This is a genomic window from Pseudomonas sp. 58 R 3 (assembly GCF_900006605.1).
Classification (GTDB): domain Bacteria; phylum Pseudomonadota; class Gammaproteobacteria; order Pseudomonadales; family Pseudomonadaceae; genus Aquipseudomonas; species Aquipseudomonas salomonii.
The window spans coordinates 56,430-76,349 of sequence record NZ_CVTT01000025.1 but is presented as its reverse complement, the minus strand read 5'-3'; the positions used below and the strand labels follow the sequence as shown (position 1 = coordinate 76,349).

Annotated in this window: 14 protein-coding genes; 9 read left to right on the top strand and 5 right to left on the bottom strand. The window is 61.2% G+C overall.

Annotated features, from left to right (window positions below; genetic code table 11):
* Positions 1 to 7 precede the first annotated feature (7 nt).
* The gene (locus BFP92_RS02885) at positions 8 to 436 is read left to right on the top strand and encodes a hypothetical protein (RefSeq protein ID WP_065911636.1); all 429 of its coding nucleotides are present in this window, start codon (positions 8 to 10) and stop codon (positions 434 to 436) included.
* Here BFP92_RS02885 and BFP92_RS02880 read toward each other — a convergent pair.
* Positions 383 to 1,159 (bottom strand): TatD family hydrolase, encoded by a 777-nt coding sequence (locus tag BFP92_RS02880; protein ID WP_065911634.1) that lies wholly within the window; start codon positions 1,157 to 1,159, stop codon positions 383 to 385. The two genes, BFP92_RS02885 and BFP92_RS02880, sit on opposite strands and share 54 nt — an antisense overlap.
* 2 nt (positions 1,160 to 1,161) lie before the next feature.
* Entirely contained in the window at positions 1,162 to 2,157 is a 996-nt protein-coding gene (gene cra / locus BFP92_RS02875) for a catabolite repressor/activator (protein ID WP_065911632.1), read from the bottom strand.
* Between the two features lie 294 nt (positions 2,158 to 2,451).
* Between cra and ptsP the strand changes: the two genes are divergently transcribed.
* The 4 genes from ptsP (at position 2,452) to BFP92_RS02855 (ending at position 9,626) form a co-directional block, all read left to right on the top strand.
* On the top strand, positions 2,452 to 5,310 hold the full coding sequence (gene ptsP, locus BFP92_RS02870; RefSeq protein WP_065911630.1) for a phosphoenolpyruvate--protein phosphotransferase: 2,859 nt from the start codon (positions 2,452 to 2,454) through the stop codon (positions 5,308 to 5,310).
* Complete coding sequence (gene pfkB / locus BFP92_RS02865) at positions 5,311 to 6,252, top strand: 1-phosphofructokinase (RefSeq protein ID WP_065911628.1); 942 nt, start codon at positions 5,311 to 5,313, stop codon at positions 6,250 to 6,252. It begins immediately after the preceding gene.
* 11 nt (positions 6,253 to 6,263) lie between these two features.
* Positions 6,264 to 7,982, top strand: a complete 1,719-nt coding sequence (locus tag BFP92_RS02860) for a PTS fructose-like transporter subunit IIB (protein ID WP_065911627.1) — start codon at positions 6,264 to 6,266, stop codon at positions 7,980 to 7,982.
* Positions 7,983 to 8,084: 102 nt separating this feature from the next.
* On the top strand, positions 8,085 to 9,626 hold the full coding sequence (locus tag BFP92_RS02855; RefSeq protein ID WP_065911625.1) for an alkaline phosphatase D family protein: 1,542 nt from the start codon (positions 8,085 to 8,087) through the stop codon (positions 9,624 to 9,626).
* Between the two features lie 128 nt (positions 9,627 to 9,754).
* Here BFP92_RS02855 and BFP92_RS02850 read toward each other — a convergent pair whose 3' ends face one another.
* Both BFP92_RS02850 and BFP92_RS02845 read right to left on the bottom strand, forming a co-directional pair.
* Complete coding sequence (locus BFP92_RS02850) at positions 9,755 to 12,280, bottom strand: PepSY domain-containing protein (protein ID WP_065911622.1); 2,526 nt, start codon at positions 12,278 to 12,280, stop codon at positions 9,755 to 9,757.
* A gap of 136 nt (positions 12,281 to 12,416) precedes the next feature.
* A complete protein-coding gene (locus BFP92_RS02845) occupies positions 12,417 to 14,702 on the bottom strand; it encodes a TonB-dependent receptor (protein WP_065911620.1) in 2,286 nt (761 codons plus the stop codon).
* A gap of 206 nt (positions 14,703 to 14,908) precedes the next feature.
* On the opposite strand from BFP92_RS02845, the gene BFP92_RS02840 reads away from it, so the two are divergent.
* From BFP92_RS02840 to BFP92_RS02825, 4 genes are all read left to right on the top strand, one after another.
* Positions 14,909 to 15,589, top strand: coding sequence for a Fe2+-dependent dioxygenase (locus tag BFP92_RS02840; RefSeq protein WP_056859067.1), 681 nt, complete (start codon positions 14,909 to 14,911; stop codon positions 15,587 to 15,589).
* A 2-nt stretch (positions 15,590 to 15,591) separates the two neighbouring features.
* Entirely contained in the window at positions 15,592 to 16,377 is a 786-nt protein-coding gene (locus BFP92_RS02835; RefSeq protein ID WP_065911619.1) for a tetratricopeptide repeat protein, read from the top strand.
* Positions 16,378 to 16,442: 65 nt separating this feature from the next.
* Positions 16,443 to 16,709, top strand: a complete 267-nt coding sequence (locus BFP92_RS02830) for a CopG family ribbon-helix-helix protein (RefSeq protein ID WP_065911616.1) — start codon at positions 16,443 to 16,445, stop codon at positions 16,707 to 16,709.
* Positions 16,710 to 17,017: 308 nt separating this feature from the next.
* Positions 17,018 to 18,481 (top strand): M10 family metallopeptidase C-terminal domain-containing protein, encoded by a 1,464-nt coding sequence (locus BFP92_RS02825; protein WP_065911614.1) that lies wholly within the window; start codon positions 17,018 to 17,020, stop codon positions 18,479 to 18,481.
* A 99-nt stretch (positions 18,482 to 18,580) separates the two neighbouring features.
* On the opposite strand, the gene BFP92_RS02820 is transcribed toward BFP92_RS02825, so the two are convergent.
* A complete protein-coding gene (locus BFP92_RS02820) occupies positions 18,581 to 19,744 on the bottom strand; it encodes a type III PLP-dependent enzyme (RefSeq protein WP_053254366.1) in 1,164 nt (387 codons plus the stop codon).
* Between the last annotated feature and the right edge of the window lie 176 nt (positions 19,745 to 19,920).

Genomic DNA, 19,920 nt, shown 5'->3' with positions numbered 1-19,920 from the left:
CAACGCGATGACGGCGGTTATCGGCATCAAAGGGCACTGCGCCCATTGCGACATCACCTTCGAACTCAAGCCCTGGCAATTGAACGCCATTGCCATCCGTGAGCCGTTTGATTGCCCGTATTGTCAGTGGGTTCTGGAAGTGAACTGCCCCAGGCAACTGCGCCAGTTCAAATCCTTGGATCACTGGGCCATGGTGCACCCAAGCTTGATGGTATTGACCAGCGTGGTGCTGATCGTGGCGATGGTGGCCGAGTGGCTGGGCCTGATCAGCATGGTCGGGCAGCTCAACGTTTCATTGCTGGTGGTGCTGATCCACTTTCTGATGTTGCGCTATGTGCGCCACCGGCAGCGGCTCACCCTGGAACTGCAGGCGGTCAATGGGCTACCAGTTGAAGAGCTCGTACGCGTTGCGTGTGCTCGTTTCGGCCAGCACTGAAGGGCTGATGCCCATGCGTTCGGCCAAAGCGTTGCAGATGTCCGGCAAGTGTTGCGGGCTGTTGCGCTGGCCGGGGTACATGGCGGGTGCCATGTCTGGCGCATCGGTTTCCAGCACCAGCGCCTCAAGCGGCAACTGGGTCAGCACCTTGTGCATGCGCAGCGCCTGGGGCCAGGTGGCCGCGCCGCCCAGGCCCAGTTTGAAACCGAGTTTGATGTACTCGCGGGCCTCTTCAACGCTGCCGGCAAACGCATGAATGATGCCGCCCCGTGGCAGGCGGATGCGTTTGAGGGTGGCAATCACCGCCGCGTGGCTGCGGCGCACGTGCAGCAGGGCCGGGAGCTGGAAGTCCACGGCCAGTTTCAGCTGCGCTTCAAACAGGCTTTGCTGGCGTTCGCGGTCCAGCTGTTGGAGGAAGTAATCCAGGCCGATCTCACCGACGGCGCACAGTTGCCGATGGCCGTGCAGGCGGGTCAGCCAATCACCCAACTCGATCAGGTCGGTGGGGCGATGCTCATCCAGATACACCGGGTGCAGGCCGAAGGCGGCGAATAAACCTTCATCGTCCTGGACCAGGTCCCACAGCCGTTGCCAGTTCTGCTGATACACACCCAGCACCACCATGCGTTGCACGCCGAGTTGGCGGCTGTGAGCGAGGACTTCCCGGCGATCGGTGTCGAAATCCGGGAAGTCCAGGTGCGTGTGGGTGTCGATCAGCTCCACGCTCAAGCCTCGTGTATGCGCTGCTTGAAGGTCCGGCCGATGGCATGCACGCCGGGCTCGTACTGTTCTTCTTCGATGGCCGCCAGGGCCAGGCGCAGGGCGGTGTCGGCGATCAGTTGATGTTGCTGGGCCATGGCGTTGACCGGCAAGGGCAGGAAGTCGAGCAGTTGGGTGTCGCCGAACGTGCCCAGGCGCAACGGCCGGGATTTGAGCGGGAAGTCATGCAGCGCATCGAACACACCTTGCAGCAGCACGTAGGACGTAGTCACCAGCGCGTCAGGCAAATGCCCCAGGCGTTGCAGGAGTTCTTCCATCAACTGGCGGCCACAATCACGGCTGAAAGCCTCACCTTGTTCGATCAGCACCTCGCCCTCGAAGTCGCGCAAGGCTTCACGGAAACCCGCGGCGCGTTCCTGGCTGATGCTCAGTTCCGGGTGCGCACCGATCAGCGCGATCTGCTTGGGCAACGGCTGCAACAGGCTGCTGGTGAGTTGCTGGCAGGCCTGGCGGTCGTCGCTGACCACTGAGCAGAAGTGCCCGGGTTCCATCACCCGGTCGATGGCGATAATCGGCAGGCCCTTGGCTTGCAGCTCGCGGTAGCTGTCATCGCTGGCCGGCAAGCAACTGGCGACGAACAGCGCATCGCAGCGCCGCGCGCGGAACAGTTGCAGCAGCTGGCGTTCGCTGTCGGCTTCATCATCGGAGCTGGCGATCAGCAGTTGGTAGCCGCGCGCGCGCGCGCCTTGTTCCAGCAGTTTGGCAATGCGCGCGTAGCTGGGGTTTTCCAGGTCGGGCAAGATAAAACCCAAGGTGCGCGTGTGCCGACTGCGCAGCCCGGCGGCCTGAGGGTTGGGCGTAAAGCCATGGGCTTGGACCACGGCACGCACCCGCTCGACGGTGGCGTTGCTGATGCGTTGCTGCTCGGCTTTGCCGTTGATGACATAGCTGGCGGTGGTGACGGACACACCGGCCAGACGTGCAATATCACTGAGTTTCAAACCGGGATTTCCTTGTTTTTTAGAGCTTGCCCCGACATTTTGTCCAATCGTAACCGATTCCTGCACACGACTATTGTCTGAGCTCAAGTGCCGAGTGGTCCTTCAAGCTTGCATAATTAGCGCATAATCTGCCATAAATTCTAGATTAAACGTTTCAGCAGGCGTATTTTTACGATGTTCGCCGCTGAGTGGCTACTGCCAATTGACCACTCAGTCAGCTATTTTTGAACGCGCCTGCGCTGATTTATTCAAAACAATACCTAGTGCCCACATTGCACTAACTAGGAGAACGGCATGCTTGAGCTCACTGTAGAGCAGATTTCCATGGGCCAGGTGGCTGTGGATAAATCTGCTGCCTTGCACCTGCTCGCGGACAAACTGGTGGCCGACGGCCTGGTCGCCGAGGGTTATCTGAGCGGCTTGCAAGCCCGTGAAGCCCAAGGCTCGACCTTTCTCGGCCAGGGTATCGCCATCCCCCACGGTACGCCGGAAACCCGCGACCAAGTGTTTTCCACGGGCGTGCGCCTGCTGCAATTCCCCGAAGGGGTGGATTGGGGCGACGGCCAGATCGTCTATCTGGCGATTGGCATCGCGGCCAAATCCGATGAACACCTGCGCCTGCTGCAACTGCTCACCCGCGCCCTCGGTGAAACCGACCTGGGCCAGGCGCTGCGGCGTGCCGGCTCGGCCGAAGCCTTGCTGAAACTGCTGCAAGGCGCACCGCAGGAACTGGCGCTGGATGCGCAGATGATCAGCCTGGGCGTGTCGGCCGACGATTTTGAAGAGCTGGTCTGGCGCGGCGCACGTCTGTTGCGTCAGGCCGATTGTGTGAGTAATGGTTTCGCCGCCGTCTTGCAGCAAGTCGATGCGCTGCCGTTGGGCGATGGCCTGTGGTGGCTGCACAGTGAGCAGACGGTCAAGCGACCTGGCCTTGCGTTCGTGACGCCGGACAAACCGATGCGCTATCTCGGCCAGCCCCTCAATGGCCTGTTCTGCCTGGCCAGCCTTGGTGAAGCCCATCAGACCTTGCTCGAACGCCTGTGCGCGTTGTTGATTGAGGGGCGCGGTCAGGAATTGGGCCGCGCTACCAGCAGCCGTGCCGTGCTTGAAGTACTTGGCGGCGAGTTGCCACCGGACTGGCCGAGTGCGCGCATCACCCTGGCCAATGCCCATGGTTTGCATGCACGGCCGGCGAAGATCCTCGCGCAGTTGGCGAAAAGTTTTGACGGCGATATCCGCGTGCGCATCGTCGACGGCCCGGTGGGCGCGGTGTCGGTAAAAAGCCTGAGCAAATTGCTGAGCCTCGGCGCCCGTCGCGGCCAGGTGCTGGAATTTGTCGCCGAACCTGCGATTGCCGATGATGCGTTGCCCGCGCTGTTGGCAGCGGTGGAGCAAGGGCTTGGCGAAGAAGTCGAGCCGCTGCCGACCGTCAGTGCCCAGCCAGCGCCTCTTGATAATGAACCCGCGATCAGCGCACCCGTGTCCGGCAGCCAGGTCCAGGCTATCGCCGCCGCGCCTGGCATTGCCATCGGCCCTGCGCATATCCAGACCCAACAGGTTTTTGATTACCCGCTGCGTGGCGAGTCTGCGGCCATTGAGCGCCAGCGCCTGCACGCCGCGCTCACCGAGGTGCGCGCTGATATCCAGGGTTTGATCGAGCGCAGCCAATCCAAGGCGATCCGCGAGATTTTCATCACCCACCAGGAAATGCTCGACGACCCGGAGCTGACCGACGAAGTCGACACGCGCCTCAAGCAAGGCGAGAGCGCGCAAGCGGCGTGGATGAGCGTGATCGAAGCCGCCGCCAAGCAGCAGGAGTCGTTGCAGGATGCCTTGCTCGCCGAGCGCGCCGCCGACCTGCGTGATATTGGCCGCCGGGTGCTGGCGCAATTGTGCGGCCTTGAGACCGCCCAGGAGCCGAGCGAACCTTACATCCTGGTGATGGATGAAGTCGGCCCCTCTGACGTTGCGCGCCTGGACCCCACCCGCGTCGCCGGCATCCTCACCGCCCGTGGCGGCGCCACGGCCCACAGTGCGATTGTTGCGCGTGCCTTGGGCATCCCCGCGTTGGTAGGCGCCGGCGCGGCGGTGTTGTTGCTGGCCGCTGGCACACAGCTATTGCTCGACGGCCAGCGCGGCCGCCTGCATGTCGACCCCGACGCGGCCACGCTGCAACGCGCCACGGTCGAACGCGACACCCGCGAACAGCGCCTGCAAGCGGCCTCGGCCCAGCGTCACGAACCGGCCATGACCCGCGACGGCCATGCCGTGGAAGTGTTCGCCAATATCGGTGAAAGCGCCGGCGTTGCGGCGGCGGTGGAGCAGGGCGCCGAAGGCATCGGGCTGTTGCGCACCGAACTGATTTTTATGGCCCACCCGCAGGCACCGGATGAGGCCACCCAGGAAGCCGAGTACCGCCGTGTGCTCGACGGCCTGGGCGGTCGCCCGCTGGTGGTGCGCACCCTGGATGTGGGCGGCGACAAACCGCTGCCGTATTGGCCGATTGCCGAGGAAGAAAACCCCTTCCTCGGTGTGCGCGGCATTCGCCTGACCTTGCAGCGCCCGCAGATTATGGAGGCGCAATTGCGTGCGCTGTTGCGCTCGGCGGACAACCGCCCGCTGCGCATCATGTTTCCCATGGTCGGCAGCGTCGATGAATGGCGTGCCGCCCGCGATATGACCGAGCGCCTGCGCCTGGAAATCCCGGTGGCCGACCTGCAACTGGGCATCATGATCGAAGTACCGTCCGCCGCCTTGCTGGCGCCGGTACTCGCCAAGGAAGTCGACTTTTTCAGCGTCGGCACCAACGACCTCACCCAGTACACACTGGCCATCGACCGTGGCCACCCAACCCTGTCGGCCCAGGCCGATGGCCTGCACCCGGCCGTGTTGCAACTGATCGACATCACCGTGCGCGCCGCCCATGCCCATGGCAAATGGGTCGGCGTGTGCGGCGAACTGGCGGCGGACCCGCTGGCGGTGCCGGTGCTGGTCGGCCTGGGTGTGGATGAGTTGAGTGTGTCGGCCCGCAGCATTCCCGAAGTGAAGGCGCGGGTGCGTGAATTCAGTCTGAGCGAGGCCCAGGGCCTGGCGCAAAAAGCGCTCGTGGTGGGCTCGCCCGCCGAAGTACGAGCCCTAGTGGAGGCCGTGTAAATGGCGAAGATTCTGACCCTGACGCTGAACCCGGCGTTGGACCTTACGGTACGTCTGGCACACCTGGAACCGGGTGCCGTCAACCGCAGCGAAACCCTGCTGACCCATGCTGCCGGCAAGGGCGTGAATGTCGCCCAGGTGCTGGCGGACCTCGGGCATGACGTGAGCGTGGGCGGTTTTCTCGGCGCTTCAAACCCTGAGGCTTTCGAGGCACTGATCGCCAGCCGCGGGTTTGGTGACGTGTTCATCCGCGTGCCGGGCGAAACCCGTAGCAACATCAAGATTGCCGAGCAGGATGGTCGGGTCACCGACATCAATGCGCCGGGGCCGTTGGTGAGTGAGCAGGCGCAAAAACAACTGCTCAAAATGGTCGCGATCATCGGCCCTGAATTCGATGCGGTGGTGGTCGCCGGCAGTTTGCCGCGTGGCGTCAGTGCACAGTGGTTTCAGGAACTGATACACGCGTTGAAAGACCTTGGTTTGAAAGTCGCCCTCGACACCAGCGGCGAAGCCTTGCGCGCCGGCATCAAGGCCGGCCCGTGGTTGATCAAACCCAACACCGAAGAACTCGCTGAAGCCCTCGATTGCGCCACCGACACCATCGCACAGCAGGCCCAGGCCGCCGAGCGTTTGCATGCTCAAGGTGTGGAGCATGTGGTGGTCTCCCACGGCGCCGACGGTGTCAACTGGTTCAGCCCGGGCACCGCGCTGCAGGCCACGCCGCCCAAGGTCAGCGTCGCCAGCACCGTGGGTGCAGGCGATTCGTTGCTGGCCGGGATGCTGCACGGGTTGCTCAGCTGTGATCTGCCGGAAGTCACCTTGCGCCGGGCCACGGCGATTGCCGCCATGGCGGTCACGCAGATCGGTTTTGGCATCAGCGATGACGCGCAGTTGGCGCGCCTCGAAAGCGGCGTCCACGTGCGCACGCTGACAGAACAATAAGAGGGTTTGTGATGAAGTTAGCCATTGTTACCGCCTGCCCGAACGGCATGGTCACCAGTGTGCTGTGCGCCCGCTTGTTGGACGCCGCCGCACAGCGCCAGGGCTGGAGCACCAGCACCGAAGTCGTGGATGTGCAGCGCCCGGAGCGCCAGTTGTCCCAAGCCACGATCGATGCGGCCGAGTGGGTGTTGCTGGTCAGCAGCACACCGGTGGATATGCAGCGGTTTGTCGGCAAGCGTGTCTTCCAGAGCACGCCGGCCCAGGCGCTGGCGGATGTCGACGCGGTGCTGCGCCGTGGCGCCGAAGAAGCCCAGGAGTACGTCGCCAGCCAAGCCCCGGTGGCGGCGAAGAATGCCCCGCGCATCGTCGCGATCACCGCCTGCCCGACCGGCGTGGCCCACACCTTCATGGCCGCCGAAGCCTTGCAGCAAACGGCCAAGCGGTTGGGTTATGACTTGCAGGTCGAGACCCAGGGTTCGGTGGGCGCACGCACGCCGTTGAGCGCGCAGGCCATCGCCGATGCCGATGTAGTGTTGCTGGCGGCGGATATCGAAGTCGCCACCGAGCGTTTCGCCGGCAAGAAGATTTACCGCTGCGGCACCGGCATCGCCCTCAAGCAGTCCGAGGCCACGCTCAACAAGGCGCTGGCCGAAGGTGCGGTAGAAAACGCCGGCGGCGGTGCGGTCGCCAAAAAAGAAAAAACCGGCGTGTACAAACACCTGCTCACCGGCGTGTCGTTCATGTTGCCGATGGTGGTGGCGGGCGGGCTGTTGATCGCTTTGTCGTTTGTGTTCGGCATCCATGCCTTTGAAGAAAAGGGCACCTTGGCCGCCGCCCTCAAAACCGTCGGCGACCAGGCCTTTATGCTGATGGTGCCGTTGCTGGCGGGCTACATCGCTTATTCGATTGCCGACCGTCCGGGCCTCGCGCCGGGCATGATCGGCGGCTTGCTGGCGGGCACCTTGGGCGCCGGGTTTATCGGCGGCATCCTTGCCGGTTTTCTTGCTGGTTACTGCGTCAAACTGATCACCCGCGCGGTGCAGTTGCCGCAAAGCCTGGAGGCGCTCAAGCCGATCCTGATCATCCCGCTGCTGGCGAGCCTGTTCACGGGCCTTGCGATGATCTATTTGGTCGGCCCGCCGGTGGCGCGGTTGCTCACGGGGCTGACGGATTTTCTCAGCACCATGGGCACCACCAATGCGGTGCTGCTGGGCATTTTGTTGGGCGGCATGATGTGCGTGGATTTGGGCGGGCCGATCAACAAGGCAGCGTATGCGTTTTCGGTCGGCCTGCTGGCCGCGTCCAGCGGTGCACCGATGGCGGCGACCATGGCCGCTGGCATGGTGCCGCCGATTGGCATGGGCATCGCCACCTTCCTGGCGCGGCGCAAATTCGCCCAGACCGAACGCGAGGCGGGCAAGGCCGCGATGATCCTGGGCCTGTGCTTTATCTCTGAAGGCGCGATCCCGTTTGCGGCCAAAGACCCGCTGCGGGTGATTCCGGCCAGCATCGCCGGTGGTGCCTTGACCGGCGCGCTGTCGATGTATTTCGGCTGCAAACTCGCCGCGCCCCATGGCGGTTTGTTTGTGTTGGTGATTCCGAATGCGATGAACCATGCGCTCCTGTATTTGCTGGCGATTGTGGCGGGCAGCCTGGTGACCGGGTTGGTGTATGCGCTGATCAAACGCCCGGAGGCGGCGGAGATGGCGGTCACTTCAGCCAAGGCCTGACACTGTTCAAAATGTGGGAGCTGGTGTTCTTACGGTCGGTGTCACATCCGCTTCATGCTCCCGTGTTTAAGTCTCCCTTTTGATACTCAAGAGGGCACCCGCATGAGCCACTTCGATCTCGGCCGTCGCCGTGTGATGCAAGCCGTTGGCGCCGGGCTGTTGCTGCCGGGGCTGGCGCCGGCGGTGATCGCCTCGGTCAAGGACCGCCCGCAACTCACCGACGGCGTGCAGTCCGGCGACTTGCTGGGCGACCGCGCGATGATCTGGAGCCGCAGCGACCGCCCGGCGAAGATGGTGGTGGAGTGGGACACCCGCAGCGTGTTCAGCAACCCGCGCAAATTCATTTCGCCGCTGGCAGACAGCCGCACCGACTTTACCGCTCGTGTCGAACTCACCGGGCTGCCGGTTGATCAGGCGATTTTCTACCGTGTGCACTTTGAAGACGCCCAGACCGGCGTCGCCAGCGAGCCGTGGTTCGGCCACTTGCGCAGCGTGCCGCAGCAACGTCGCGACATCCGTTTTGTGTGGAGCGGCGACACTGTGGGCCAAGGTTTTGGTATCAACCCGGACATCGGCGGCATGCGCATTTATGAAGCCATGCGCCTGCGCCTGCCGGACTTTTTTATCCACAGCGGCGACACCATCTACGCCGACGGCCCGGTGCCGGCGCAGCTGACCGTTGAAGATGGGCGCATCTGGCGCAACATCACCACAGAAGCCAAAAGCAAAGTCGCCGAAACCCTCGACGAGTATCGCGGCAATTACCGCTACAACCTGCTGGATGAAAACGTGCGCCGCTTCAATGCCGAAGTGCCGCAGATCTGGCAGTGGGACGACCACGAGGTAATCAACAACTGGTCGCCGAGCAAGGTGCTCGACGAGCGTTACCAGACCAGGGACATCAACACCTTGGTTCGCCGCGCACGCCAGGCCTGGCTGGAATATTCACCGATGCGCCGCCAGAGCGCCGATGGCGGCGGGCGCATCTATCGCAAGCTCAGCTATGGGCCGTTGCTGGATGTGTTCGTGCTGGATATGCGCAGCTATCGCGGGCCTAACGACGACAACCTGGGCGGCGAAAAACCCTTTATGGGCCGTGAGCAACTGGACTGGCTCAAGCGCGAACTCAAGGCCTCGCAAGCGCAGTGGAAAGTCGTCGCCGCCGATATGCCTATCGGCCTCGGCGTGCCCGACGGTGAAGTCAGCCCCGGCGTGCCACGTTGGGAAGCCATCGCCAACGGCGACCCAGGCCCGGCCCAGGGGCGTGAGTTGGAGATTGCCGAGCTGTTGGGTTTTTTACGCGCGCAGCAGGTGCGCAACCATGTGTGGCTGACGGCGGATGTGCATTACTGCGCGGCGCATCATTACCACCCGGACCGCGCGGCGTTTCAGGATTTCGAGCCGTTCTGGGAGTTTGTGGCGGGGCCGTTGAATGCGGGGAGCTTCGGGCCTAATCAGTTGGATAAAACCTTCGGGCCGGAGGTGGTGTTCCAGAAGGCACCGCCTGCGCAGAACACCTCGCCGTTTGCCGGTTTTCAGTTTTTTGGTGAGGTGCAGATTGATGGGCAGACGGCGGAGTTGACCGTGATCCTGCGCGATCTGGATGGGGTCTCGGTGTTCGAGCAAAAACTGCAACCCGCCTGAGGACGATCGTTCCCACGCTCTGCGTGGGAACGCCGCCATGGACGCTCCGCGTCCGCTTTTAGGGCGGTGACGCGGAGCGTCACAGGATGCATTCCCACGCAGAGCGTGGGAACGATCGGTATGAGGGCTTAGTACACATCCCGACGATAGCGGCCTTGCTCGATCAAGCGCTCCACCGCTTCGCTGCCCAGCACCTCGTGCAGCACTTGATCCACACCCGTGGCCATGCCCTGCAAGCTGCCGCACACATAAATTGCGGCGCCTTCGGCCAGCCATCTACGCAATACGTCTGCCGATTCGCGCAGGCGGTCCTGTACGTAGATTTTCTCTGCCTGGTCGCGGGAAAACGCCAGGTCCAGCAGCGCCAGGTCACCGCTGGCCAGCCAGCCTTGCAGCTCGTCCTGGCACAGGTAGTCGTGGGCAATATTGCGTTCGCCGAACAGCAGCCAGTTGCGCTGTTGGCCATCGGCAATACGCGCTTTAAGCAAGCTGCGCAGGCCGGCCAGGCCGGTGCCGTTGCCCAGCAGGATCAGCGGCACCGGCGCTTCGGGCAAGTGGAAGCCGCTGTTGCGGCGCAGGCGCAGGCTGATGCCGGAGCCGATGGCGGCGTATTCGGTCAGCCAGCCGGAGCCCAGGCCCAGGCTGCCGTCGGGGTGGCGTTCCTGGCGCACGATCAGCTCCAGCACGCCGTCACTGGCGATCGAGGCGATGGAGTATTCGCGCGTGCCCAAGGGCACCAGTGCGTTGACCAGCGCCTGTGCGTGCAGGCCGACCAGGTGCGCGCGGTTGTCCGGCAGTTGGCGGGTGGCCAAAGCCTGGTTGAGGGTTTGCGCCAGGCCGTCGATCAACACACCATCGCTGCCGACCAGGCCCAGGCCGGCGAGGAAATGCTCGATGGCCCACGGGCAATTGCGCGGCAGCACTTCCACCAGGTCACCGGCCAGCCAGCTTTGCGACGCAGGCGGCGTGAGGCCCAGCAGGTAGATGTCTGAGCCAACGCTGTCGCGGTTAAGCAGGGTGCGATGGGTGAGGGTGCAGTTTTCAAACTGAGGCGCCTGCCAGGTCGCTGCCGGTGCGTGGCCGGTGAGTTGGCCCAGTTGCTGTTGCCATATCAGCAGTGCTTCGCTGTCGCCGCTGTCGACTTCCACCGGCGCGAACAACGGCGTGCCGCCCTGGTGGGTCAGCCAGAAATGCAGGCGCCGGGCAAACCCGCAGAAGTGTTCATATTGGCGATCACCCAGGGCCAGCACCGAGTAGTTCAGGCCTTTGAGCGACAAGTCCTGACCCAGTACGCTGCGCTCAAAACCCCGCGCACTGTCAGGCGCTTCGCCATCGCCGAAGGTGCTGACCACGAACAGCGCGTGCTGCGTTTGGCTCAAGTCGTCCTGACTGACGCTGCCCAGCGGCTGCACCTTCACCGGCAAACCGGCGGCCTGCAATTGCCCGGCGGTTTGCCAGGCCAACTGTTCGGCGAAACCGCTCTGGCTGGCAAAGCCGATCAGCCAGGCCGGCGCGTCGCTGTGGTTGGCGCCGAGGCCTTTGCGGGCGTCGCGCACCTGGCGTTTTTTGCGGCGACGGTCCAGGTACAGCAGCCAGCCGGTAATAAAGAACAACGGCATCATCAGCGAGCTGAGGGTGAGGATGATCCGCCCGGTCCAACCGAAATAGCTGCCGGTGTGCAGCGCATAAATGCTGGTGAGCAATTGGGACTTGAGCGTCTTGCCGGCGTACGGGTCGTGGGATTTGACCTCGCCGGTGGCAGGGTCCAGGTTGATCTGGTTCAGCGCGCGGTCGTGGGGCGATGAGTTGAGCAGGTAATACACAATGGCCGGCTGCCCGGCGACGGACGGCATGCGAATGTTGTAGGCGATCAAACCGGGGCCGGCGTTGGCGTAGATGCTGCTCCAGATCGCGTCATAGTTGGCCACCGGCGCCGCGCCTTCGGGCGGCGGGCCCCGCTTGCGCAGGCGCTCGTTTTGCGGTGCGTCGGAGAGCAGTTTGTTCAGGCCCTGGCTGTACCAGTCGTAGGACCAATACAGGCCGGTGAGCGCCGAGAACAGGTAGAACAGCAGGCACCAGGTGCCGAATACCGAGTGCAGGTCCCAGTTGAAACTGCGGCCTTTCTTGCGCCAGTCCAGCGTCAGCCAGGCGCGCCAGCTCGCCACCTGGCGCGGCCAGCGCAGGTACAGGCCGGAGAGGCAGAAGAACACCAGGATCAGGGTGCAGGCGCCGGTGATGTTACGCCCGGTTTCGCCCATGGCGAGGAAGCGGTGCAACTGCAAGATAAAGCCGAGCACATCCTGGCCGACGGCATCGCCCATGTAATCGCCGGTGTAGGGGTCGAAGTAGCGCATCTGGCCACGCCGTTCGCCCGGCGGGGCGGTGAAGAACACGCGCGCGGCGTTGCCGCTGTCGCTTTCCACCCACAGCATCGATACGGTCTTGCCTTCGGTGGCCTCAAGCTTGCGCACCAGTTCGGCAGGCGGCAGCACACCGGCTTCGCGTTTTTCGACCTTCAAGATTGTGGGGTTCAGCGCCCGCAGGATTTCATCCTGAAACGAGACCGCAGCCCCGGTCATCCCCATCAACGCCAGCACCAGCCCGGCAGTGATGCCGAAGAACCAGTGCAATTGGAACAGGGTTTTTTTCAACACGTCGGACCGCCTCGCTCATCTGGATGTCGTTGCCACGGCGCGCATTATGCCGTGGGCTAACGAGAAATATTCTGTTTTACACGCAAAAGCCCCACGCATCCGATGCGTGGGGCTTCTGGCTGAACGTTGACCGGGTTTAGAAGTGGAAACTGGTGGTCAACAGCGCCGTACGCCCGGCGGCCTGGTTGGCGAAGTGCGCCGCATAGGCTTTGTCGTAGTAGGTCTTGTCGGTCAGGTTTTGCACGTTCAATTGCAGGTCGACGTTCTTGGTCAGCTTGTAGCTGGCCATCGCGTCATAGCGGGTGTAGGCCGGTACGTAGACGGTGTTGGCCGGGTCACCGTACACCTGATCGACGTAGAACGCGCCGCCGCCGATGGTCAGTTTTGGCGTGATGTCGTAAGTGGTCCACAGGCTGAAGGTGTTCTTCGGCGTGTTAGGCATTTGGTTGCCTTTGTTGGAGCCGGCAGACACTACGTTTTGACGGTTGCCGATTTTGCCTGGGTCGACCAGTTCGCTTTTCAGGTAGCTGTAGCCGGCAAACACTTGCCATTGATCGGTGAGCTTGCCGCTGGCCGACAGTTCCAGGCCATCGACACGGGATTCGCCGCCGTTTTCGAAGGTATTGGAGTCCACCAGGATTCGCGTGTTTTTCTTCTCGGTACGGAACACGGCTGCCGTCAACGACAGGCGGTTGTGGAACAGGTCCCACTTGGTGCCCAGCTCGTAGTTGACGGTCTCTTCGGGTTTAAGGTCGCTGGTGTTGATGCCGGTAACGAAGCCATTGGTTTCTTGCCCTTCACCCACTAGGCCGCCAACCGGCTGTGCCGAAGTGGCGTAGGAGGTATAGATGCTGCCGTTTTCCAGCGGCTTCCAGACCAGACCCGCCTGCCAGTTGAAGAATTGGCTGTCGTCCTTGAGCTTGCTGCGGCCGGCAGCGGCGTTGGTGTTGGCTTCTGTATCAAAGGTGTCGTAACGCAGGCCGACGTTCAGCAGCCATTTGGGGTCCAGCTCGATGGTATCGAACACATAGGCGGCGCGGCTGGTGGCCTTGGTGTTGGTGCCCATGTAGTTGCGGGCTACGCTGCCGGTCCAGGCGTCATCCGGTGTCGGGTTGCTCAGCGAGGTGCACTGGCCGCCCAGGCTGCCTTTGGCCACGGTGCAGGTCGGGTTGCTGTTCGGGCTGACGGTGTAGCCGCTGACGCGGGTGTCTTCACCGGTGAATTCCAGGCCGGTGGAGTAGGTGTGCTTCATGCCCGCCAGTTGGAAGTTGCCGAACAGATCGGTCTGGTTGGTGGTGGTGTCGGTGGTCGACACGCGGGTGTTGGCGCGGCGCCACACGGTGCCGAAACGGCTGACGTTGCGCTGGCTGTCATCCGGCTGCGTGAGTACGTAATCCTGGCCGGTGCTGCCATGGCGCAGGGTGTTTTTCAGCGTCATGTTGTCGTTCAGGTCGTGCTCGATGGAGAACGTGCTGATGTCGGCGCGGGTCTTACGGAAGTCGCGGTCTTTCAAACCGTAGAAGTTGTTGCTGTCGCCGCCATCGGTGGGTTTGTCATGCCCGTGGGCAGTGGCGGTCGGCGAGCTGTAGCCATACGGAATGCCCGAATCCGGGAGGTCGTTGCTTTCCATGTGGTAGTAGCTGAAGTTGACACGGGTCGGTGTGCCCAGGCCGAAGGTCAGCGACGGTGCCACGCCCCAGCGGTCGTAGTTGATGGTGTCGCGGCCGGCCACATTCTGTTCGTGACTCATCAGGTTCAAACGGAACGCGGCGTTGTCGAGGAACTGACGGTTCACGTCGAGCACGTAGCGGCGGGTCTGGTCGGAGCCGTAGGTAAAGCCGCCGTTGGTGAAGTCACGCGCCTGAGGCGTCTTGCTCACCAGGTTGATGCTGCCACCGGCCGAACCGCGACCGCCGAACGAGGAGTTGGGGCCTTTGCTGACTTCGATCGATTCGATGTCGAAGATCTCGCGGCTCTGGCCGCCGGTGTCGCGCACGCCATCCAGGTAGGTGTCGCCCTGGGCGTCAAAGCCACGGATGAACGGGCGATCGCCCTGGGGGTTGCCGCCTTCACCCGCGCCAAAGGTGATGCCCGGTACGGTGCGCAAGGCATCCTGCAGCGAGGTGGCGGCGGTGTCTTTGAGCACTTGCTGCGGCACCACGGTGACCGAGCGCGGGGTGTCCACCAGCGGCGCGGTGTACTTTTGCGACGAGGCTTTTTCGACCTGGTAGGAGGTGTTGTCCTGTTCCTGGCCGGTAATGCTGGTGGCGCCGAGGGAGATGCTGTTGCGCTCGCCTTTTGGTTCGGTGCTTTCGGCCGCTTGCGCCAGCTGGGCGGCAGAGCTGGCACTGAGTGCAACGCCGATGGCCGAAGCCAGCATGCGTGGTGAACTGGCAGGTGTTTTTAGAGTGGTGCGCGACATAACAAGTCCTTTCCCCAAGGAGGTGAGGCCGCGGAATATAGGGTCAACAAGACTTTCTATCAATTGCGATACATTACTATTCGCATTGAATTTACATTCTTTACACTTTTGCCTTACGGTTTTTACCCACTCATTCGTCTGCCGTGTTTTACAGGGCAGATAAGAATCAATACCATTAGCGCCTCTCTGATTTCAGGTATTGCCTCATGTTGCTGCATATTCCCGGCCTGTTCTCTCGCGAGGAGGTGCTGCGCATTCGCCAAGCCCTGGAAAACACTGAATGGGCCGACGGTAAAATCACTGCCGGGCACCAATCCGCCAAAGCCAAGCACAACCTGCAGTTGCCCGAAGGCCATCCGCTGGCCAAGGAAATCGGTGCGGCGATGCTCGAGCGTTTGTGGAACAACCCGTTGTTTATGTCGGCGGCGTTACCGCACAAAGTCTTCCCGCCGTTGCTCAACTGCTACACGGCCGGTGGCAGTTTTGATTTCCATATCGACAACGCCGTGCGCCAGGCGCGGGGCAGTCATGAGCGGGTGCGCACGGATTTGTCGTCCACGCTGTTCTTCAGCGACCCGGAGGAATACGACGGCGGTGAGCTGGAGATTCAGGACACCTTCGGCCTGCAACGGGTAAAACTGCCGGCGGGCGATATGGTCTTGTACCCCGGTTCCAGCCTGCACAAAGTCAACGCCGTGACCCGTGGCGCGCGCTATGCCTCGTTCTTTTGGACCCAAAGCCTGGTGCGCGAAGACAGCCAGCGCACGTTGCTGTTCGAGATGGACGGCGCTATCCAGCAATTGACCCGTGACGTACCCGACCACCCGGCGCTGATCCAGCTCACCGGCACCTACCACAATCTGCTGCGCCGCTGGGTTGAGGTGTAAGCATGGGTTTTTTATTGCGCCGCGAAGAAGTGCTCAACGTCGAGCAACTGCAAAGCATGCTCGACGACTCCCCGGTGCGCGCCGCCCAGGCGATTTTGATGGCGGCCAAGGAAGGCGTGGTCGACGCTCAAGCGTTGCTCGGGCAAATCCTGCTGGAAGGGCGCGGCATTGCACGCGATGAAGCGCTGGCACTGCGCTGGTTCCAGATCGCGGCCCATGGCGGGCATTGGATGGCGCGCAATATGGCCGGGCGTTGCCTGGAGCATGGCTGGGGTTGCGCCGTCGATGAAGCAGCGGCGGCGCGCAATTATCGTCTGGCGGCAGACGCTGGGCTGGATTGGGGCCAGTACAACTACGCGAATCTGCTGGCCACCGGCCGAGGTGTTGTTGAAGACCGGCCGCAAGCGCTGGCGTTTTACCGGCTGGCGGCAGAGCAGGGCCATGCCAAGTCGATGAACCTGCTGGGGCGGTATCTGGAAGACGGGCAGTATTGCCCTCAGGATCTGGACGCGGCCGTGGCGTGGTATCGGCGCTCAGCCGAAGGCGGGGATTTTCGCGGGCAGTTCAGTTATGCGGCGGTGTTGGCGGATAGAGGCCAGATCGATGAGGCGCTGGGCTGGCTGCGCAAGGCGCTGGCTGGGGGGAACCTCAAGTTTTTGCGCACCGCGCACAAGGCGCTGCTAAAGGCAGCGCAGCCGCAAATCAGGTCTTTGGCTAAGGAGTTCGAGCAACGAGTGGCTCAATTTAAAGATGGGCGGCATGGGTTAGCGGTTGCTGCACCACTCTAAATCACTATGAATGAAGCTGATTCAGATTTAATCGTATGTTTCGCAGTGCTGCGAAGAGAGGATTTATGGGCGCTGACACTAAAGTACTGACCGCTCACGTCCCCACGGCCTTGGCGCAAAAAGTCGATCAGATGGCGGCACGGCTGGATCGTTCGCGTGGCTGGATCGTCAAGCAAGCGCTCGCCGATTGGGTCGATATGGAGGAAGAGCGCAGTCGGCTGACACGTGAGGCCATGGCCGATGTCGATGCCGGTCGGGTGATTGATCAGCAAGCGGCTCAAGCCTGGGCGGATAGTTTAAGCACTGATACGCCGCTGCCGGTACCTCGCTGATGGCGTTGAAGTCTCTATATTTTGCGTTTATGGCACGTGCGCGAAGATCGTTGAAATGTGGAAGCCCATAAAAAACCCATGACGTATGCGGGCTGTTGAGCTGGCGAAAGAGTAAGGCGTTATGGCTGTCTTTGGCCTGTTTTACGGTAACGAAGACGTGCGGACTACATCTGAAGTCTCGTCGTTCTGACGCTTCTCACAGGCGAGTCTGATAATTTCCCTGGTTGAGCTATGGCACCGTTGGTCTCGGTCCCAGCATAGGCTGGGTATTGCCTTGAAGCCGTGAACCTCAGGAGTTTCGACTAATCATGCGAGTCGATCAGATGCCCGCTACGGGGTACAACATTGTTCAACGCGTTCGCGAAGAAACTAAACGCGGCGCAGGGAAAAAGTCTGAAAAGGGTGATCCTTCGTTTACCAGTGCACAGGTTGCAGGTCTGATTAACCGATACAAAGGTAGTCGCTGGCACGATCGTAATCATAATGGCAAGACTGAGCTTACCTATGCGTTTTCCACGGTAAAACCGCGCTGGTTCGAAGAATTCAATCTTGGAAAAAGGGGGCAGATCGAGAAAATCATACCGCTGAGCCTCCCGCAGCAAGACTTTATCAGAAGGGCGCAGCAAGAGTATGCCGATGTTGCCAATATAACGTTCACTGAAAAAGCAGGCGGCGGTGGTGAGGGACATCTGACCTACAGAGGATACACCAGCAGGGACGAGGCCTCTGCCGATGCAGGTATGGGTTACACACCGGGTCCTTATTATCCAAAACAGCAGGGGACGATCTGGATGAATAATCTGGATCCCGACAACCTGGCCTCCCCTGAAGAAGCCGGTTTTCGTGATAATTATTGGCGTTCGGTCTTGATTCATGAACTAGGGCATGGGCTTGGTATGGCGCATCCGCATAGTGAGGAGAATGAAAAGCCTGAGATACCGCTTTATGCCGAGAAGTCGAGGAACTACTCGATCATGGGCTATGACTTGCCGATACTCAGTGAGACCCAAGATACTCCACACCCTGTCAGTTTGATGTTGGATGATATACAAGCAATACAATCTAAATACGGCGCGAACTACTCCACCCGCAAAGGCAACACCACCTATGGTTTCAACTCCAATACCAACCGAGAACATTACAGCCTGAAATCTTCCCAAGAGATACCGTTCTTCAGTGTGTGGGACGGTGGCGGCTGGGATACCCTCGACTTTTCCCAGTTCACTCAAGATCAGACGATAAATCTCAATGCGGGCACTTTTTCTTCGGTCGGCGGATTGAGAGATAATGTCAGCATCGCCCATGGTGTGACGGTCGAGGAGGCCAGAGGTGGCCAAGGTAAGAATACGCTGATTGGCAATGCCGCATTCAATATCCTGCGGGGCGGCCGTGATCGCGATATTTTGTACGGCGGCAGTGGTGGCGCGCAGATGTGGGGTGGAGAGGGTGCCGATACCTTTGTCTTTGACGCCACCTCCAGCGGCAAGCCGAACCTGGTGATGGATTTTGTCAGCGGCAAGGACAAGATCGACCTTTCCGGCATGCGCCGACAATCAGGCCCGCTGAAGCTTGTGTCCAGGTTGCCCCTTGATCGCACAAAACCGCAAAACCCGAACAATCCAACGTTTATCACCCAGCCCGGTGACGTGCTTGTGAGTTACGACCGCACCGGCCAGCAGACGCTGTTGAGGATGGACACTACAGGTGATGGCAAGATGGACATGCAAGTCTATGTCCGCGGAAAAGTGGCACGTGAGGACATTGTTGTTTGAATCTATCAGGCGCGTCACGCTGTGGGCTGCGAAGATCGATGAAACATAGCCCCCATAAAAAACCCATGACATGTCATGGGTTTTTTGTGTGCAGCGTTCTTACACGTAGTAAGACTTCAGCGGCGGAAAGCCGTTGAACTCAACCGCGCTGTAACTGGTGGTGTACGCACCGGTCGACAGCCAGTACAAACGATCACCAATCGCCAGGTTCAGCGGCAGCCCGTACTTGTAGTTTTCGTACATGATGTCGGCGCTGTCGCAGGTTGGGCCGGCGATGACCACTTCTTCCATCTCGCCTTTCTTCTCGGTCCAGATCGGGAACTTGATGGCTTCGTCCATGGTTTCGATCAGGCCGGAGAATTTGCCCACGTCCGTATACACCCAACGCTCGACGGCGGTGCGCGATTTGCGTGCAACCAGTACCACTTCGCTGACCAGGATACCGGCGTTGGCGATCAACGAACGGCCCGGTTCCAGGATGATTTCCGGCAGGTCGTCGCCGAAATCTTCCTTGAGGAAGCGGATGATTTCTTCGGCGTAGGTTTCCAGGCTGTTGGTGCGGGTGATGTAGTTGGCCGGGAAGCCGCCGCCCATGTTGATCAGCTTGAGATGAATGCCGTCTTCTTCCTTCAGGCGCTCGAAGATCACTTTGACCTTGGCGATCGCCGCGTCCCACACGCTGATGTCGCGCTGTTGCGAGCCGACGTGGAAGGAGATGCCGTAAGGCACCAGGCCCAGGTCACGGGCGAGGATCAGCAGGTCCATGGCCATGTCGGTCTGGCAGCCGAATTTGCGCGACAACGGCCAGTCGGCCGTGGTTGAGCCTTCGGTGAGGATACGCACATACACTTTCGAACCCGGCGCGGCTTTGGCGATGTTGCGCAGATCGGCTTCGGAGTCGGTGGAGAACAGACGCACGCCCTTCTCGTAGAAGTAGCGGATGTCCTTGGATTTCTTGATGGTGTTGCCGTAGCTGATACGGTCCGGGCTGACGCCACGGTCCATCACTTTATCCAGCTCATAGATAGACGCGATGTCGAAGCTCGAACCCTTGTCTTTCAACAGGTCGATGATCTCGACGGCCGGGTTGGCCTTGACCGCGTAATAGACTTTGGCGAATTCGAAACCGGCGCGCAGGTCATCGTAGGCCTGGCTGATCATCGCGGTGTCGATCACCACGAACGGGGTTTCTTGCTTGTCGGCGAACGCCTTCATTTTGTCAAAAGTGGCGCGCGCGAAATAATCTTCGACGTTGATCGACATGCTGGGGACTCCTAAGGGCAAACTAAATTGATCAATGGGTGCAAATGAACGTCCTCCGTATCCCCACTTTGGTTCGCCTACTTCCCAAGGCATGTCGCCGAAAGCAAAAAGGCCATGGGAATAACCGCTTCCCTTGGCCTTGCTGTCTCGTCGTCAGTACTTGAGCCGGATGGATC

What these genes read in the sequence shown, in the direction of transcription:
- BFP92_RS02885 (WP_065911636.1), top strand. Translation starts at nt 8, where the DNA reads ATGACGGCGGTTATCGGCATCAAAGGGCACTGCGCCCATTGCGACATC.
- BFP92_RS02825 (WP_065911614.1), top strand. Translation starts at nt 17,018, where the DNA reads ATGCGAGTCGATCAGATGCCCGCTACGGGGTACAACATTGTTCAACGC.
- BFP92_RS02845 (WP_065911620.1), bottom strand. Translation starts at nt 14,702, where the DNA reads ATGTCGCGCACCACTCTAAAAACACCTGCCAGTTCACCACGCATGCTG.
- BFP92_RS02835 (WP_065911619.1), top strand. Translation starts at nt 15,592, where the DNA reads ATGGGTTTTTTATTGCGCCGCGAAGAAGTGCTCAACGTCGAGCAACTG.
- BFP92_RS02855 (WP_065911625.1), top strand. Translation starts at nt 8,085, where the DNA reads ATGAGCCACTTCGATCTCGGCCGTCGCCGTGTGATGCAAGCCGTTGGC.
- BFP92_RS02840 (WP_056859067.1), top strand. Translation starts at nt 14,909, where the DNA reads ATGTTGCTGCATATTCCCGGCCTGTTCTCTCGCGAGGAGGTGCTGCGC.
- pfkB (WP_065911628.1), top strand. Translation starts at nt 5,311, where the DNA reads ATGGCGAAGATTCTGACCCTGACGCTGAACCCGGCGTTGGACCTTACG.
- BFP92_RS02830 (WP_065911616.1), top strand. Translation starts at nt 16,443, where the DNA reads ATGGGCGCTGACACTAAAGTACTGACCGCTCACGTCCCCACGGCCTTG.
- BFP92_RS02860 (WP_065911627.1), top strand. Translation starts at nt 6,264, where the DNA reads ATGAAGTTAGCCATTGTTACCGCCTGCCCGAACGGCATGGTCACCAGT.
- BFP92_RS02820 (WP_053254366.1), bottom strand. Translation starts at nt 19,744, where the DNA reads ATGTCGATCAACGTCGAAGATTATTTCGCGCGCGCCACTTTTGACAAA.
- ptsP (WP_065911630.1), top strand. Translation starts at nt 2,452, where the DNA reads ATGCTTGAGCTCACTGTAGAGCAGATTTCCATGGGCCAGGTGGCTGTG.